This window comes from Pantoea sp. ABR1s (assembly GCF_057812235.1).
Genome location: NZ_CM173823.1, coordinates 2,722,554 through 2,739,343, shown reverse-complemented (window position 1 = coordinate 2,739,343; position 16,790 = coordinate 2,722,554). Strand labels below are relative to the sequence as shown.

Annotated in this window: 12 protein-coding genes; 8 read left to right on the top strand and 4 right to left on the bottom strand. The window is 52.0% G+C overall.

From position 1 onward, the window contains the following. Nucleotides 1–172: 172 nt before the first annotated feature. The 4 genes from lolA to ACXKZD_RS12865 all read left to right on the top strand — a co-directional run bounded on the left by lolA (nucleotide 173) and on the right by ACXKZD_RS12865 (nucleotide 4,990). Nucleotides 173–784 carry an outer membrane lipoprotein periplasmic chaperone LolA gene (gene lolA / locus ACXKZD_RS12880; RefSeq protein ID WP_003849334.1) on the top strand — a complete coding sequence of 204 codons (612 nt, stop codon included), beginning with the start codon at nucleotides 173–175 and terminating at the stop codon, nucleotides 782–784. Between the two features lie 7 nt (nucleotides 785–791). Then, nucleotides 792–2,135 (top strand): replication-associated recombination protein A, encoded by a 1,344-nt coding sequence (locus tag ACXKZD_RS12875; RefSeq protein ID WP_033757131.1) that lies wholly within the window; start codon nucleotides 792–794, stop codon nucleotides 2,133–2,135. Nucleotides 2,136–2,227: 92 nt separating this feature from the next. After that, nucleotides 2,228–3,520, top strand: a complete 1,293-nt coding sequence (gene serS / locus ACXKZD_RS12870) for a serine--tRNA ligase (RefSeq protein ID WP_010254930.1) — start codon at nucleotides 2,228–2,230, stop codon at nucleotides 3,518–3,520. 318 nt (nucleotides 3,521–3,838) lie between these two features. Next, nucleotides 3,839–4,990, top strand: a complete 1,152-nt coding sequence (locus ACXKZD_RS12865) for an MFS transporter (RefSeq protein ID WP_033766822.1) — start codon at nucleotides 3,839–3,841, stop codon at nucleotides 4,988–4,990. A gap of 53 nt (nucleotides 4,991–5,043) precedes the next feature. Here the strand turns inward: ACXKZD_RS12865 and pflA are convergent, their stop codons facing one another. The 4 genes from pflA to ycaO form a co-directional block, all read right to left on the bottom strand. Next, the gene (pflA, locus tag ACXKZD_RS12860) at nucleotides 5,044–5,784 is read right to left on the bottom strand and encodes a pyruvate formate lyase 1-activating protein (protein ID WP_010254935.1); all 741 of its coding nucleotides are present in this window, start codon (nucleotides 5,782–5,784) and stop codon (nucleotides 5,044–5,046) included. Between the two features lie 164 nt (nucleotides 5,785–5,948). Next, nucleotides 5,949–8,231: a formate C-acetyltransferase gene (pflB, locus tag ACXKZD_RS12855; protein WP_010254936.1), complete on the bottom strand. Its 2,283-nt coding sequence runs from the start codon at nucleotides 8,229–8,231 to the stop codon at nucleotides 5,949–5,951. Between the two features lie 71 nt (nucleotides 8,232–8,302). After that, nucleotides 8,303–9,163: a formate transporter FocA gene (gene focA / locus ACXKZD_RS12850; protein ID WP_010254939.1), complete on the bottom strand. Its 861-nt coding sequence runs from the start codon at nucleotides 9,161–9,163 to the stop codon at nucleotides 8,303–8,305. 373 nt (nucleotides 9,164–9,536) lie between these two features. Further along, complete coding sequence (ycaO, locus tag ACXKZD_RS12845; protein ID WP_346542215.1) at nucleotides 9,537–11,300, bottom strand: 30S ribosomal protein S12 methylthiotransferase accessory factor YcaO; 1,764 nt, start codon at nucleotides 11,298–11,300, stop codon at nucleotides 9,537–9,539. Between the two features lie 326 nt (nucleotides 11,301–11,626). Here ycaO and serC point away from each other — a divergent pair, with 326 nt between their 5' ends. From serC to rpsA, 4 genes are all read left to right on the top strand, one after another. Beyond that, nucleotides 11,627–12,712, top strand: coding sequence for a 3-phosphoserine/phosphohydroxythreonine transaminase (gene serC, locus ACXKZD_RS12840; protein ID WP_033757140.1), 1,086 nt, complete (start codon nucleotides 11,627–11,629; stop codon nucleotides 12,710–12,712). A gap of 82 nt (nucleotides 12,713–12,794) precedes the next feature. Then, nucleotides 12,795–14,081 (top strand): 3-phosphoshikimate 1-carboxyvinyltransferase, encoded by a 1,287-nt coding sequence (gene aroA, locus ACXKZD_RS12835; RefSeq protein WP_010254943.1) that lies wholly within the window; start codon nucleotides 12,795–12,797, stop codon nucleotides 14,079–14,081. A 198-nt stretch (nucleotides 14,082–14,279) separates the two neighbouring features. Continuing rightward, on the top strand, nucleotides 14,280–14,966 hold the full coding sequence (gene cmk / locus ACXKZD_RS12830; RefSeq protein ID WP_010254946.1) for a (d)CMP kinase: 687 nt from the start codon (nucleotides 14,280–14,282) through the stop codon (nucleotides 14,964–14,966). 108 nt (nucleotides 14,967–15,074) lie between these two features. Continuing rightward, nucleotides 15,075–16,748, top strand: a complete 1,674-nt coding sequence (gene rpsA / locus ACXKZD_RS12825; RefSeq protein ID WP_003849352.1) for a 30S ribosomal protein S1 — start codon at nucleotides 15,075–15,077, stop codon at nucleotides 16,746–16,748. Nucleotides 16,749–16,790: the final 42 nt, after the last annotated feature.

Sequence of the window (16,790 nt, the reverse complement as noted above, 5' to 3'; positions counted from 1 at the left end):
AAATGTTTTGAAACACAACGCAATGAGCCAGTTCCGACTGGCTCATTGTTTTTATGCGGTTAAACCCCATATCTGAATCAGCTTTCGGTTTTTTCCTCTGTTCTGATGGCGGAACGGCGGCCAGGCTTAATGCAGTTATCGATGGGAACGTTTAAATAAGGAATTGAAGCAGATGAAATTACGCGTAATCGCTCTGGGCCTGTTGGCCACCTTTTCTTCAGCCAGCGTTCTGGCTGATGCTTCCAGTGATCTGCAACAGCGCCTGAACAAGGTCAGCAGCTTCCACGCCAGCTTCACCCAAAAAGTGACCGACAGCAGCGGCGCGAATGTGCAGGACGGCGAAGGCGAATTGTGGGTGAAACGTCCCAGCCTGTTTAACTGGCACATGACCGCGCCGGACGAAAGCATCATCATCTCCGACGGTAAATCGCTGTGGTTCTACAACCCGTTTGTTGAGCAGGCGACAGTCAGCCTGTTGCAGAATGCGACCAGCAACACGCCCTTTATGCTGATTGCCCGCAACCAGTCAAATGACTGGAAGCAGTACAATATCAAACAGCAGGGTGACAATTTTGAACTGACACCTAAGAACAGCGACGGCAACCTGAAACAGTTCACCATCCAGGTGACGTCCAGCGGGACCATCAACCGCTTCAGTGCTATCGAGCAGGATGGCCAGCGCAGCGATTACCAGCTGAAAAGCCAGCAGAATGGCGCTATCAGCCCGGATAAATTCACGTTCACACCGCCAAAAGGCGTGACGGTGGACGACCAACGTCAGTGAGGTCACGGTGAGTAACCTGTCCCTGGATTTTTCCACCGAAAATTTCAAACCTCTGGCCGCGCGTATGCGGCCAGAAACATTGAAACAGTACATTGGTCAGCAACATCTGCTGGGCGCAGGCAAACCTCTGCCGCGCGCGATTGAAGCAGGGCACCTGCATTCAATGATCCTGTGGGGACCTCCCGGGACCGGCAAGACCACGCTGGCTGAGATCATTGCCCATTACGGTAACGCCGATGTGGAGCGTATTTCGGCCGTCACCTCCGGCGTAAAAGAGATCCGTGAGGCGATTGAGCGGGCCCGTCAGAATAAACATGCCGGGCGGCGCACGATCCTGTTTGTGGACGAGGTCCATCGGTTCAACAAGAGCCAGCAGGATGCCTTTCTGCCCCATATCGAAGATGGCACCATTACCTTTATTGGTGCGACCACCGAAAACCCCTCTTTTGAACTTAACTCTGCGTTGTTGTCACGCGCCCGCGTTTACCTGCTGAAATCACTGACTCTGGAAGATATTGAGCAGGTGCTGGATCAGGCGATGCAGGATAAAGCGCGAGGCTATGGGGACAGTGACATCGTGCTGCCGGACAACACACGCAGGATGATCGCTGAACTGGTTAATGGTGATGCACGTCGGGCGCTGAACACGCTGGAGATGATGGCTGATATGGCCGAAATCACCGCATCAGGTCAGCGAGAACTGACGCCGCAGCTGCTTAACGAAGTCTCTGGTGAGCGATCCGCGCGGTTTGATAATAAAGGCGATCGTTTTTACGATCTGATTTCTGCACTGCACAAATCGGTACGCGGCTCCGCACCGGATGCGGCGCTCTACTGGTATGCGCGCATTATCACTGCGGGCGGCGATCCGCTCTATGTGGCTCGTCGGTTGCTGGCAATCGCCTCCGAAGATGTCGGCAACGCCGATCCGCGCGGTATGCAGGTGGCGATTGCGGCCTGGGATTGCTTTACGCGCGTCGGTCCGGCAGAAGGGGAGCGCGCGATTGCCCAGGCCATTGTTTATCTGGCTTGCGCGCCTAAAAGTAATGCGGTCTACAACGCGTTTAAAGCCGCAATGCGTGATGCGCGCGACCATCCCGATTACGATGTGCCGGAACATCTGCGCAATGCCCCGACTAAGCTGATGAAAGAGATGGGCCTGGGTAAAGAGTACCGTTATGCCCATGATGAAACCAACGCCTATGCCGCGGGTGAAGTCTATTTTCCGCAGGAACTGGCCAGCGCGCGCTATTACACCCCAACCCAGCGCGGGCTTGAGGGTAAGATTGGTGAAAAGCTAAGCTGGCTGGCCGAGCAGGATCAAAATAGCCCGACAAAACGCTACCGCTGAAACAGACGTTACGGTAATGTGGGCAATGTTTTCAACGCATTCCGCTGGAATGCGTCCCTTCTTTCAACCAACTTTTTATACACAGGATAAGCATGCTCGATCCCAATCTGCTGCGTAACGAGCCAGACGCAGTCGCAGAAAAACTGGCACGCCGGGGATACAAACTGGATGTGGAAACGCTGCGTTCGCTTGAAGAGCGTCGCAAAGTGTTGCAGGTGGAAACAGAAAATCTGCAGGCAGAGCGTAACTCCCGATCCAAATCCATCGGTCAGGCCAAAGCACGTGGGGAAGACATCGAGCCGCTGCGTCAGGAAGTGAACGCGCTGGGCGAACGCCTGGATGCCGCAAAAGCAGAACTGGATGAACTGCAGAATCAAATCCGTGACTTCTCACTGGCACTGCCGAACATTCCGGCCGATGAAGTGCCGCTGGGCAAAGATGACAGCGAAAATCAGGAAGTGAGCCGCTGGGGTACCCCGCGCGAGTTCAGCTTCCCGGTTAAAGATCACGTTGAGCTGGGTGAAGCGGCTAAAGGCCTGGATTTTGCGTCTGCCGTGAAACTGACCGGTTCACGCTTTGTGGTCATGCAGGGGCAAATTGCCCGCCTGCACCGTGCACTGAGTCAGTTTATGATTGACCTGCACACCGAGCAGCATGGCTACCTTGAAACCTACGTGCCTTATCTGGTTAACCACGAAACGCTTTACGGTACCGGACAGCTGCCTAAGTTTGGCGAAGACCTGTTCCACACCCGTCCGCTGGAAGAGGAGTCAGACAGCAGCAACTATGCGTTGATTCCTACTGCAGAAGTGCCGCTGACTAACCTGGTGCGCGATGAGATCCTCGAAGAGGATAGCCTGCCGGTTAAACTGACCGCGCATACGCCGTGCTTCCGTTCTGAAGCGGGTTCTTACGGTCGTGACACGCGTGGCCTGATCCGTATGCACCAGTTCGACAAAGTTGAGATGGTGCAGATCGTCACGCCGGAGCAGTCAATGGATGCCCTGGAAGAGCTGACCGGTCACGCTGAGAAAGTGCTGCAGCTGCTGAACCTGCCATATCGTAAGGTTTTACTCTGCACCGGCGATATGGGCTTTGGATCGACTAAAACTTACGATCTGGAAGTCTGGCTACCGGCGCAGAATACCTATCGTGAAATTTCATCCTGTTCCAACATGGGTGATTTCCAGGCGCGTCGTATGCAGGCGCGTTGCCGCAACAAACAGGATAAGAAACCGCGTCTGGTTCATACCCTGAATGGCTCAGGGCTGGCCGTAGGCCGTACCCTGGTGGCGGTGCTGGAAAATTATCAGCAGGAAGATGGCCGCATCACTGTGCCTGAGGTTTTACGCCCCTATATGAATGGCGTCGAAATTATCGGCTAAGCAATAGTGACTCTCTGAACCCGGCCATGGCCGGGTTTTTTTATGTTATTGCTCCGGAAAAACTGTTTTGTCAGACCTCATTTTAATCACAAATAAACGTTATCGATATCAGTCAGGCCGGAATGGCTAAAAACCTAATTTTTCATAGAGATAGCATTTAGCGACCTGCCGCTTCTTACGATTGTAACCCACTGAAGATTAGTAAATTAAATTGTCGCACAGCAAAATGTGCTGCCGTTAAAATTCGCCCATTGACTTTAAAAAGGCCAGTGGCAAACTGCGCGCAATTTCCTTCATTTGCTCTGGTTTCTATCCCCTATGTCAACCTGGTCACGCCCCGTGATATTGCTGCTTTGCGGCCTGATGTTAATGACGGTCGCAATTGCCGTGCTGAATACGCTCGTTCCACTATGGCTGACGCATGACTTACTGACAACCTGGCAGGTGGGCATCGTAAGCTCCTCCTATTACACCGGTAACCTCGCAGGGACTCTGCTGGCTGGCTGGTTAATCAGGCATTACGGCTTCAACCGCAGCTACTACCTGGCTACCTTGATGTTTGCCGTCGCAACTCTGTGCCTGGCGATGATGTCGGGTTTCTGGGCATGGAGTTCAATGCGTTTCATCGCCGGTGTCGGCTGTGCGCTGATGTGGGTGGTGGTCGAGAGCGCACTTCTGTGCAGCGGAACGGTACGTAATCGGGGACAGCTGCTGGCGGCCTATATGGTTGTCTATTACATCGGCACCGTGACAGGCCAGTTGCTTGTCAGCAAACTGTCTACGGAATTACTCAGCGTGATCCCGTGGGTGACGTCGCTGGTCTTCTGCGCCGTGCTGCCGCTGGTCTTTACTCGCGTCTCCGCCAGCGGTGAAGCGACAGAAGCCGCTCCGGCCCGCATCTGGCCGATGCTGCGTCGCCGTAGCTCACGCCTGGGCATCAATGGCTGCATTATTTCTGGCATCCTTCTGGGCTCGCTTTATGGCCTGATGCCGCTTTACCTGTCACATCAGGGAATGAGTGATGCCAGTGTGGGTTACTGGATGGCGTTGCTGGTCAGCGCAGGCATTGTGGGCCAGTGGCCCATTGGCCGTCTGGCCGATCGTTTTGGTCGCATGCTGGTGCTGCGAGTTCAGGTCTTTGTGGTTATCCTGGGGGCGATGGCCATGTTAACCAATGCCGCGATGGCGCCAGCGCTGTTTGTTCTGGGACTGGCGGGCTTCACACTCTATCCGGTGGCGATGTCCTGGGCTTGCGAGACGGTCGCACATCATGAACTGGTAGCGATGAATCAGGCACTGCTGATGAGTTATACCGTGGGCAGTCTGGCTGGACCGGCAATGACCTCTGTTCTGATGCAGAATTATTCTGACCAGCTACTGTTCGTGATGATCGCTGCTGTGGCACTGATTTATCTGGTGATGCTGCTGCGCAAAGCGAATCATCAGGCTACGCCAGTGGCACATGCCTGATCGCTGAACAGCAAAAAGGGAGCGTTAAGCTCCCTTTTTTTGTGGCAGATTCTTCAGTACATCACTTCGTGGCCATAGCTGGCGAGAATGTTTTTCACGCGCTCCATTGTCTCTTTGCTCGGTGGCTTCACCCCGTCCAGCTTGTACTCTTCACCCATCGCAATCCATTTATGCTTACCCAGCTCGTGATAGGGCAGCAATTCAATCTTCTCAACGTTCTCCATGTCACGCGTGAATTCACCCAAGCGATGCGCGGTGTCATCATCGTCGGAATAGCCGGGCACCACGACAAAACGGATCCATGTCCGTTTGCCTTTTTTCTGCAGGTAACGGGCAAAGTCCAGCGTACGGTGATTAGAGACACCCACCAGAATCTGATGCACGTCATCATTCATCTGTTTCAGGTCGAGCATCACTAAGTCGGTAACGTCGAGCAGTTCATCGATCACCGGATCATAGCGGCGTACGAAGCCGTTGGTGTCGAGACAGGTATGAATACCTTCGGCCTTACAGGCACGGAACCAGTCGCGCACAAATTCAGCCTGAAGAATGGCTTCACCGCCTGAGGCCGTGACGCCGCCACCAGAGGCGTTCATAAAATGGCGATAGGAGAGTACATCCGCCATCAGCGCTTCGACGCTGATCTCTTTGCCACCGTGCGTATCCCAGGTGTCGCGGTTGTGACAGTAGAGGCAGCGCATCAGGCAGCCCTGGAAGAAGGTGATAAAACGGATACCGGGACCATCGACGGTGCCGCAGGATTCAAATGAGTGGATACGACCGTTAACTGACATTGCGATGTTTTCTCCAGTAAGTCTGCCGGGACAGACGGCGCAATCTCTGTTGCGCTCAGGGCAGGAAATCGATTCTGGTGGGAACCTTGATGGAGATGACCACCAGAACAGACTTTTAATTAAAAGGCTCCGCGAGGAGCCTTTTTTATCAGGTAGAGCAGTAATTACAGTGATTTAGTGAAGGTTCGGGTAATCACATCCTGCTGCTGTTCTTTAGTCAGTGAGTTAAAGCGGACCGCGTAACCGGAAACGCGAATGGTCAGCTGCGGATATTTCTCTGGATGTTCCATCGCGTCCAGCAGCATTTCACGGTTCATAACGTTAACGTTGAGGTGCTGACCGCCTTCGATGCTGGCTTCGTGATGGAAGTAACCATCCATCAGACCGGCAAGGTTGGTTTTTCGCACGTTATCATCTTTACCCAGCGCGTTTGGTACGATTGAGAAGGTATAGGAGATACCATCTTTCGCATAGGCAAACGGCAGTTTCGCGACGGAAGTCAGTGAGGCAACTGCACCTTTCTGGTCACGACCATGCATCGGGTTAGCACCTGGTCCAAACGGCGCGCCAGCGCGACGTCCATCTGGTGTGTTACCGGTTTTCTTACCATATACCACGTTCGAGGTAATGGTCAGAACAGACTGAGTTGGCACGGCATTACGATAGGTGTTCAGCTGCTGAATTTTCTTCATGAAGCGTTCAACCAGATCGCAGGCCAGGTCATCTACCCGTGAGTCGTTGTTACCGAACTGCGGATATTCGCCTTCAATATCGAAGTCGATGGCCAGACCATCTTCGTCACGAATTGGTTTCACTTTGGCATATTTAATGGCAGAAAGTGAATCCGCAGCGACGGAGAGACCCGCGATACCACAGGCCATAGTGCGGTAGACATCCCGATCATGTAAGGCCATCAGCGCCGCTTCGTAGCTGTATTTATCATGCATGTAGTGAATGATGTTCAGCGAAGTCACATACTGTTTTGCCAGCCAGTCCATGAAGTGATCCATACGCTCCATGACAGTGTCGAAATCCAGTACGTCGTCGCTGATTTTGTCGCCTTTCGGTCCAACCTGCATTTTCAGCTTTTCATCCACGCCGCCGTTGATTGCGTAGAGCAGCGTTTTCGCCAGGTTGGCACGTGCGCCAAAGAACTGCATTTGTTTGCCGACAATCATCGGGCTCACGCAGCAGGCGATTGCGTAGTCATCATTGTCGAAATCAGCACGCATCAGGTCATCGTTCTCATACTGCAAAGATGAGGTATCGATAGAGACTTTAGCGGCATATTTTTTGAAATTAATCGGCAGTTTTTCTGACCACAGGATGGTCATGTTCGGCTCAGGTGAAGGACCCATGGTGTAGAGGGTATTCAGGAAGCGGAACGTACTTTTTGAGACCAGGGTACGGCCATCAACGCCCATACCAGCCAGGGATTCCGTTGCCCAGATTGGGTCACCTGAGAACAGCTCATCATATTCAGGTGTACGCAGGAAGCGAACCATACGCAGTTTCATCACCAGATGGTCAATCAGTTCCTGTGCCTGCTCTTCAGTCAGTTTACCGGCTTTAAGGTCACGTTCGATGTAAACATCAAGGAAGGTTGAGACGCGGCCAAATGACATGGCAGCACCGTTTTGTGATTTAACTGCAGCCAGGTAGCCATAGTAAGTCCACTGTACTGCTTCAACCGCATTGGTAGCCGGACCGGAGATGTCATGGCCATATTTTGCTGCCATCTCTTTAATCTGGGCCAGCGCATGATGCTGGTCAGAAATCTCTTCTCGCAGACGAATAGTCGCTTCCAGATTAACGCCATTCTCTAAATCTTCCTGCAGTGAGGCGAACTGAGCGAATTTATCCGCCATCAGGAAATCGATGCCGTACAGCGCCACACGACGATAGTCACCGATAATACGGCCACGGCCATAAGCATCAGGAAGGCCGGTCAGGATACCTGATTTACGGCAGCGCAAAATGTCCGGGGTATAAACATCGAACACGCCCTGGTTGTGCGTTTTGCGATATTCGGTGAAGATTTTTTTCAGTGAAGGGTCGAGTTCACGGCCATACACTTTGCATGACCCTTCGACCATTTTGATGCCGCCATAAGGAATGATGGCGCGTTTTAATGGCGCTTCGGTCTGCAGACCAACAATTTTTTCCAGTGGCTTAATGATGTAACCCGCGTCGTGCGAGGTAATGGTTGAGGCGAGATCGGTGTCGAAGTCGACTGGCGCGTGGGTGCGGTTCTCAATTTTGATGCCTTCCAGCACGCTTTCCCACAGTTTGGTGGTCGCTTCGGTGGCACCCGCCAGGAATGACTCGTCACCTTCATATGGGGTGTAGTTTTTCTGAATGAAGTCGCGCACATTGACGCTATTCTGCCATTCGCCTTCAGCAAATCCTTCCCATGCTGAAGCCAGTTTTGCATTAAGTTCGGTCATAATATACCTGCCTTATATGAGGAGACTTTACGGTCGGGCACAGCCAACTTCCTGTGCCGTCAAAAATGCGTTTAATGAACCTGGTCACCTTTACGGAGATAGATAACCCAGTAGGTCAACCCAACCAGAACGCCGCCGCCGATAATGTTTCCGATGGTCACGGGAATCAGGTTGTCGATAATAAAGTTACTGAGGGTCAGCGAGTGAAACTGTGCCGCCGTGGTGCCAGCTGCCTGCCAGAATTCAGGTGTCGCGAAGTCACGAATAGCAATGGCATAGGGTATAAGAAACATGTTGGCGATACTGTGTTCGAAACCGCTTGCGACAAACATCGCAACAGGCAGAATCATCACGACCAGCTTATCGGTCAGGGTGCGGCCTGAGTAACTCATCCAGACGGCGAGACAGACCAGCAGATTGGCCAATGTACCCAGACAAACCGCTTCTATGAAGGTGTGATGCATCTTGTGATCGGCGGTTTGCAGGACATTCAATCCCCAGGCGCCATTCGCGACCATGTGCTGTCCGGCAAACCACATCAGAGCGACAAAGAAGAGTGCACCTGCAAGGTTACCGGCGTAGACGTTAATCCAGTTGCGGGCCAGCTGGCCCCAGCTGATGCGGCCACTGGCTTTGGCGACAACGATTAATACAGTAGAGGTAAAAAGGTCGGCACCACATACCACGACCAGCATTAAGCCGAGTGAAAAGCAGATACCTCCAATCAGTTTGGCTATGCCATAGGGCATCGCGCCGCTACCGGTGGTTGCTGTAATATAAAAAACGAATGCGATTGAGATAAATACGCCGGCGTTTATTGCCAGAAAGAAGGTCGTAAAAGGATGTTTGGTTGCTTTATAGATACCCGCGTCTTCGGCCACTTTCGCCATCGCGGCGGGTAATAAAAGATTAAAAGGGTTGTCAGTTTTCACACTAACTTACTCCTGAAGTTGTCTGAAAAAATACTAACAAAGGAGTATAGGTCAGTAATTGATATGGATCATGTTTGCCAGGGTGGTAACCCACTGGTCGCAAATTAATGAGAAAATAATGATTTAACTAACTGAATATAAACAAAAAAATTTATTTTAAAAATACAAAAATATTTTAATATAAAGTGATGCGCCACTTTTTTAGTTCAGGCTGTGTTATTAATTAATGGCTTATGTGTTAATTAAAATGATGTGATGTAATAGGAAGGAATTTTAAAGTAGCTAATGTTTCATAGAGAAAGTGGGGAATGATGGCACCAGATAAATCCAGTGCCATTGTTAGCCGTCTGCTTTCAGTCTGACGCGTTATGGCTTACGCGTTTTTCCAGTAGTGACGTTTGGCGTTTTGCAGTTTTTCGTAGGCGGCAAGCAGCGACTGATGGGCAGGGAAGGCCTGCAGCTCATCATCAACAGCCTGAAGGCCATTAAACGGATTCTCACCACTGATCGCGGCGGAGGCTGCTTCCATTGCGCTCTCACCATACATCCGCAGGAAAGCGTGATGATACTGCAACGGATCACGCTCATCTTCCATAGCCAGTAACAGCAGGGTCTGCAGGCAACGATAGTAGTTAGCGCGCTCTGGCGTAAAGATTGAGCTGTTAAACTCCATCGTCCATTCTGTCCAGATCAATGCCTGATCCAGATCGCCGCCCGCCAGCGCCAGCATCGCTTTTAATTCGCCAACACGCAGCGTGTACCAGCCATTGTCTTTACCGGTCGCCAGACCCAGCAGCTCACGAACACGGGTGAAGTCGTCAAAGCCTTCATCATCAAGCTGTCCAATCAGATCCAGATACTCTTCCGGATTCCAGTTGCTGTCAGGCAGGGCCAGCAGGGTTTCACGCATGCCCGCTCCCATGCTGTTGTTCGCCAGGAACAGATCTTCTGCCGGGTAGATATCAGACATGCCTGGCACGATGATGCGGCAGGCATAGACACCCAGATGCTCGTAGTCTGCAATATAGACTTCCTGATCTTCCGAGGCGAAGATTGCCATCAGCGTGGCGAATTCCTGTTCGGTGCTGCCCGCGAATGACCAGTCGACAAAAGGATAATCCGCAGTTTCTTTAAACAGATCCCAGGAGATCAGGCCGCTTGAATCGATGAAGTGTGTTTCAAGGTTGGCATGCTCAGCCACTTCTTCGTCATCAAAGGTCGGTGGGGTAAACACATCCAGATCTTTGAGGCTTCGGCCCTGCAGCAACTCGGTAACGGTACGCTCCAGCGCCACACCGAAATCAGGGTGAGCACCAAATGAGGCAAAACAGGTTCCGTTGGTTGGGTTAAACAGCACCACGCAGATAACCGGATATTTACCGCCGAGAGAGGCGTCATAAGCGAAAATCGGGAAGCCTTCCGCTTCAAGACGTGCAATGGCTTCGATCACTTCAGGATAACGTTGCATCACGTCATCAGGAATCGCAGGCAGGCTGATCGCTTCAGCAATAATGCGGTTTTTAATATAGCGCTCAAACACTTCAGACAGACCCTGAACACGCGCTTCATTCGCGGTATTACCTGCCGACATGCCGTTTGAGACATAGAGGTTGCCGATAATATTCATCGGGATATAGACAGTCTGCTGGTCGGACTGACGGGTAAAGGGCAGGGCGCAGATACCACGTTCAGTATTCCCGGACTGCAGATCAATCAGGCCGGAAGCCGTCAGGGCATTGTCGGGATCGTAAAATGCGAGCAGGCGTGGATCCAGAATACCTTCAGGTAAGGACTCATCATCAGGTAACGCAAACCATTTTTCATTGGGATAGTGAACAAAATCGCCGTTAGCGATCTTTTTTCCCAGCCAGAAGTCAGCAAAAAAATAGTTAGTTGAGAGACGCTCGAAATACTCGCCCAGCGCGGAGGCCAGCGCCGCTTTTTTACTGGCGCCCTTGCCGTTGGTAAAACAGAGCGGGCAATCGCGGTCGCGGATATGCACTGACCAGACATGGGGGACAGGATTCAGCCAGGATGCTTCTTCAATGTTAAAGCCAAGATCCTGCAGCTTGTTCTGGAAACGCGCAATGGAGTCTTCCAGTGCGGCATCTTTGCCCGGGATAAATGTTTGCGTCATAGTGCCGCTCTCTCAGTTGTCATAGGGTGCGTAAAGCGCGCAATGATACGGATTTTGCTAACAGACCGCTATCAGGGCGGGACATTTTTACCGGCTTACTTTACCGGCTTAGTTTTCATCACTTCTGCTCTCAGGCCAAACGCGAATTAAAGGCGCTGGATAAAGCCTCACAAAATTCCGCGCAGATTTGCATTGGTAACATAACCTCCGGCGAGCCAGATTCAGAAAATGTGACCGCTCCCTGATTTATGATTGCAGCTATCAGAATGCAGTGATAAAACCGGATGGTTATTCATAACCGTTCGATATGACAGTGGTGAGGGGAAATGACGCAAGTTTATAATTTTAGCTCTGGCCCGGCGATGCTACCGGTTGAAGTGCTTCGTCGTGCAGAACAGGAACTGACGAACTGGCGCGGTTTGGGTACCTCTGTAATGGAGATCAGTCACCGCAGTAAAGAGTTTATTCAGGTGGCTGAAGAAGCGGAGCAGGACTTCCGTGATCTGCTAAAAATACCGTCGAATTACAAAGTTTTATTCTGTCATGGTGGGGCGCGTGCGCAGTTCGCTGCCGTACCGGGAAATCTGCTGGGTAAAGCGACCAGTGCCGACTATGTTGATGGCGGTTACTGGGCGCATAGCGCAATAAAAGAAGCGGAAAAGTTTTGTTCCCCACGCACGCTCGATGTCAAAACAACGCGCGACGGTAAACGAGCCATCCTGCCGATGAGCGAATGGGAGGTGAGTGAGACGTCCGCTTACCTGCATTTCTGCCCGAATGAAACCATTGATGGCATCGCGATTGACGAACAGCCCGACTTTGGCAGTAAAACCGTTGTTGCTGATTTCTCATCCACCATTCTGTCACGCCCTATCGATGTGAGTCGTTACGGTGTGATTTATGCGGGTGCGCAGAAAAATGTGGGCCCGGCCGGATTAACGCTGGTTGTCGTTCGCGAAGATCTGCTGGGTCAGGCGCACGCCTCTGTGCCCTCAATCCTCGATTACAAAGTGCTGGCCGATAACGATTCGATGTTTAACACCCCGCCGACTTTTGCGTGGTATCTCTCAGGGCTGGTGTTTAAATGGCTGAAAGAGAAGGGCGGTGTGGCTGAAATTGATCGTATCAATCAGGCAAAATCTGACCTGCTTTATGGCGTAATCGATCACAGTGGCTTCTATCGTAATGATGTGGCAACAGAAAACCGCTCACGCATGAACATCCCTTTCCAGCTGGCCGATGCTTCACTCGATGCGCTGTTCCTGGAAGAGTCGTTTAAGGCGGGATTACACGCGCTTAAAGGCCATCGTGTAGTAGGCGGTATGCGCGCCTCTATTTATAATGCGATGCCGCTGGAAGGTGTGAAGGCCCTGACCGATTTCATGGTCGATTTTGAACGCCGTCACGGCTGATTATTAAGATATCAGCATTGATGCTGATGCCAGACCTCGTCACACGGCGAGGTCTCTGTATTTTTTGAGGATTTCGTTTCACATGCAGGACTCCCTGACTCTCCAACCGATTGCGCGCGTCAACGGCACGGTAAATCTGCCCGGCTCAAAGAGCGTTTCCAATCGTGCATTGCTGCTGGCTGCTCTGGCTAAAGGTACAACCCGTCTTACCAACCTGCTCGACAGCGACGACGTTAAGCACATGCTGAACGCGCTGACCGCGCTTGGTGTAAGCTATACGCTTTCCAGCGATCGCACCCTGTGTGAAGTGACGGGAAATGCCGGGCCACTGCACGCATCTCAACCGCTGTCACTGTTTCTGGGCAATGCCGGAACCGCAATGCGTCCGCTGGCCGCGGCGCTTTGTCTGGGCCAGCACGATATCGAACTGACCGGCGAACCCCGCATGAAAGAGCGTCCAATCGGGCATCTGGTTGACGCACTTCGTCAGGGCGGAGCAACCATTGAGTACCTGGAAAACGAAAACTATCCGCCGCTGCGTTTACGCGGTGGTTTTACCGGGGGTGAAGTCAGTGTGGATGGCAGCGTTTCCAGCCAGTTCCTGACCGCGCTGCTGATGACCGCGCCGCTGGCACAGCAGGATACCTGTATCACCATCAAAGGTGATTTGGTGTCGAAACCTTACATCGATATTACCCTCAATCTGATGCAGTGCTTTGGCGTCGAGGTTGAGAATCAGAACTATCAACGCTTCCTGATCAAGGGACAGCAACAGTATCAGTCGCCGGGTGATTACCTGGTTGAAGGCGATGCCTCTTCCGCTTCCTATTTCCTGGCCGCTGCCGCCATTAAAGGCGGCACGGTTCGCGTCACCGGGATTGGACGCCAGAGTGTGCAGGGTGACATCCGGTTTGCTGACGTGCTGGAAAAGATGGGCGCGACGATTGAGTGGGGCGATGATTACATTGCCTGTACGGCCGGCAAACTGCAGGCCATTGATATGGACATGAACCATATTCCGGATGCTGCAATGACCATCGCGACTACGGCGCTATTTGCAGAGGGCACCACCCGGTTACGCAATATTTATAACTGGCGGGTAAAAGAGACCGATCGACTGAGCGCAATGGCCACAGAGCTGCGTAAAGTCGGGGCAGAAGTCGAAGAGGGTCATGACTACATCCGCATTACGCCGCCAGCGACGCTGATTCATGCGGATATTGGCACCTACAATGACCACCGCATGGCGATGTGTTTCTCTCTGGTTGCTCTTTCTGATACCCCGGTGACCATTCTCGATCCTGGCTGTACTGCAAAAACCTTCCCGGACTATTTCGTTCAACTGGCTAAAATCAGCCAGAGCGCCTGATATCTCCCTTTCCGGTGCGGTTCGCACCGGAACTCCCCTGATTTTATCTGGCTGTAACAGGCCAGAGATCCTCTGAATTGACTAAGATTACGAACCTGATCAGTGCGAAAGGGTAACCAAGCCGTGCTATGCAGCGTATAATGCTAGTCATTAATGGTGACCGAAAGGTCAGGAAGCACGCAGCAACAGGAGGGAATAATGACAGTAACTGCCCCGGTCATAACTATTGATGGGCCAAGTGGAGCGGGAAAGGGAACCCTGTGCAAAGCGATGGCGGAATCGCTGCAGTGGCATCTGCTGGACTCCGGTGCTATTTATCGCGTGCTGGCGTTGGCCGCATTGCATCATCAGGTGGAGATTGAATCTGAAGAAGCGCTGGTGCCGATTGCCGCTCACCTGGATGTGCGCTTTGTGTCACAAAATGGTGAAATGCAGGTCATACTTGAAGGTGAAGATGTCACCGGTGAAATCCGTACTCAGGAGGTCAGCAACACCGCTTCTCGTGTTGCCGCTTTTCCCCGGGTACGCGAAGCATTATTGCGCCGCCAGCGCGGTTTCCGCGAGATGCCGGGCCTGATTGCTGATGGCCGTGATATGGGCACTGTGGTTTTTCCGGATGCGCCAGTGAAAATTTTCCTTGATGCCAGCCCGGAAGAGCGTGCTCAGCGCCGTATGCTACAGTTGCAGGATAATGGCTTTAATGTTAACTTTGACCGCCTTTTAGCCGAGATAAAAGAACGCGACGACCGCGATCGTAATCGCGCAATTGCGCCTTTAGTAGCCGCTGGCGATGCACTGGTTCTGGACTCTACCGAGATGTCTATCGATCAAGTCATTGAAAAAGCGCTACAATATGCCCGCGAGAAGCTGGGTATTACGGCTTAACTGAATCTACCACCCCGTACCATGGATCCGGTGCCGGGCATGTGAAACAACCCCATCCGACATGAAGTCAGATGGACGTTAAATTGAAGAATCCTGAAGATTATCAATATGACTGAATCTTTTGCTCAACTATTTGAAGAATCCTTAAAAACAATCGAAACCCGCCCGGGTTCTATCGTTCGTGGCATCGTCGTTTCTATCGACAAAGATGTCGTTCTGGTTGATGCGGGTCTGAAATCTGAATCTGCAATTCCTGCAGAGCAGTTCAAGAACGCAGCCGGCGAACTGGAAATCCAGGTAGGCGACGAAGTTGATGTTGCTCTGGATGCAGTGGAAGACGGCTTCGGTGAAACCCTGCTGTCCCGTGAGAAAGCTAAGCGCCATGAAGCATGGATCACGCTGGAGAAAGCTTACGAAGACGCTGAAACTGTTACCGGTGTTATCAACGGCAAAGTTAAAGGCGGCTTCACAGTTGAGCTCAACGGTATCCGTGCGTTCCTGCCAGGTTCACTGGTAGATGTGCGTCCGGTGCGCGATACGCTGCACCTGGAAGGCAAAGAGCTTGAATTCAAAGTGATCAAGCTGGATCAGAAACGCAACAACGTCGTGGTTTCACGTCGTGCGGTTATCGAATCCGAAAACAGCGCAGAGCGCGATCAGCTGCTGGAAAACCTGCAGGAAGGCATGGAAGTCAAAGGTATCGTTAAGAACCTGACTGACTACGGTGCATTCGTTGATCTGGGCGGCGTTGATGGCCTGCTGCACATCACTGACATGGCATGGAAACGCGTTAAGCATCCAAGCGAAATCGTCAACGTGGGCGACGAAATCACCGTTAAGGTGCTGAAGTTCGACCGCGAGCGTACCCGTGTTTCTCTGGGTCTGAAGCAGCTGGGCGAAGATCCATGGGTTGCTATCGCTAAACGCTATCCGGAAGGCACCCGCCTGACCGGTCGTGTTACCAACCTGACTGATTACGGCTGCTTCGTGGAAATCGAAGAAGGCGTTGAAGGTCTGGTACACGTGTCTGAAATGGACTGGACCAACAAAAACATCCATCCGTCTAAAGTTGTTAACGTAGGCGACGTGGTTGAAGTTATGGTTCTGGACATTGACGAAGAGCGTCGTCGTATCTCCCTGGGTCTGAAGCAGTGTAAATCTAACCCATGGCAGCTGTTCGCTGAGACGCACAACAAAGGCGATCGTGTTGAAGGTAAAATCAAGTCAATCACTGACTTCGGTATCTTCATCGGCCTGGATGGCGGCATCGACGGTCTGGTTCACCTGTCTGACATCTCCTGGAACGCGACTGGCGAAGAAGCCGTTCGTGAGTACAAAAAAGGCGACGAAATCGCTGCCGTTGTACTGCAGGTTGATGCTGAGCGCGAGCGTATCTCTCTGGGCGTTAAACAGCTGGCAGAAGATCCGTTCAACAACTACATCACTTTGAACAAGAAAGGTGCCATCGTCACCGGTAAAGTGACTGCAGTTGATGCTAAAGGTGCTACAGTTGAATTAGCAGACGGCGTTGAGGGTTACCTGCGCGCTTCTGAAGCTTCACTGGACCGCATTGAAGATGCAACTCTGGTTCTGAACGTTGGCGACGACGTTGAAGCTAAGTTCACCGGCGTTGATCGTAAAAACCGTGTCGTAAGCCTGTCTGTCCGTGCGAAAGACCAGGCTGATGAGAAAGAAGCTATCAATACTGTTAACACCAAACAGGAAGAAGGCAATTTCTCTAGCGCTATGGCTGAAGCGTTCAAAGCGGCTAAAGGCGAGTAATCGGCCTGAAGCACCGGGTGGGCAACCACCCGGTTTCGGTAA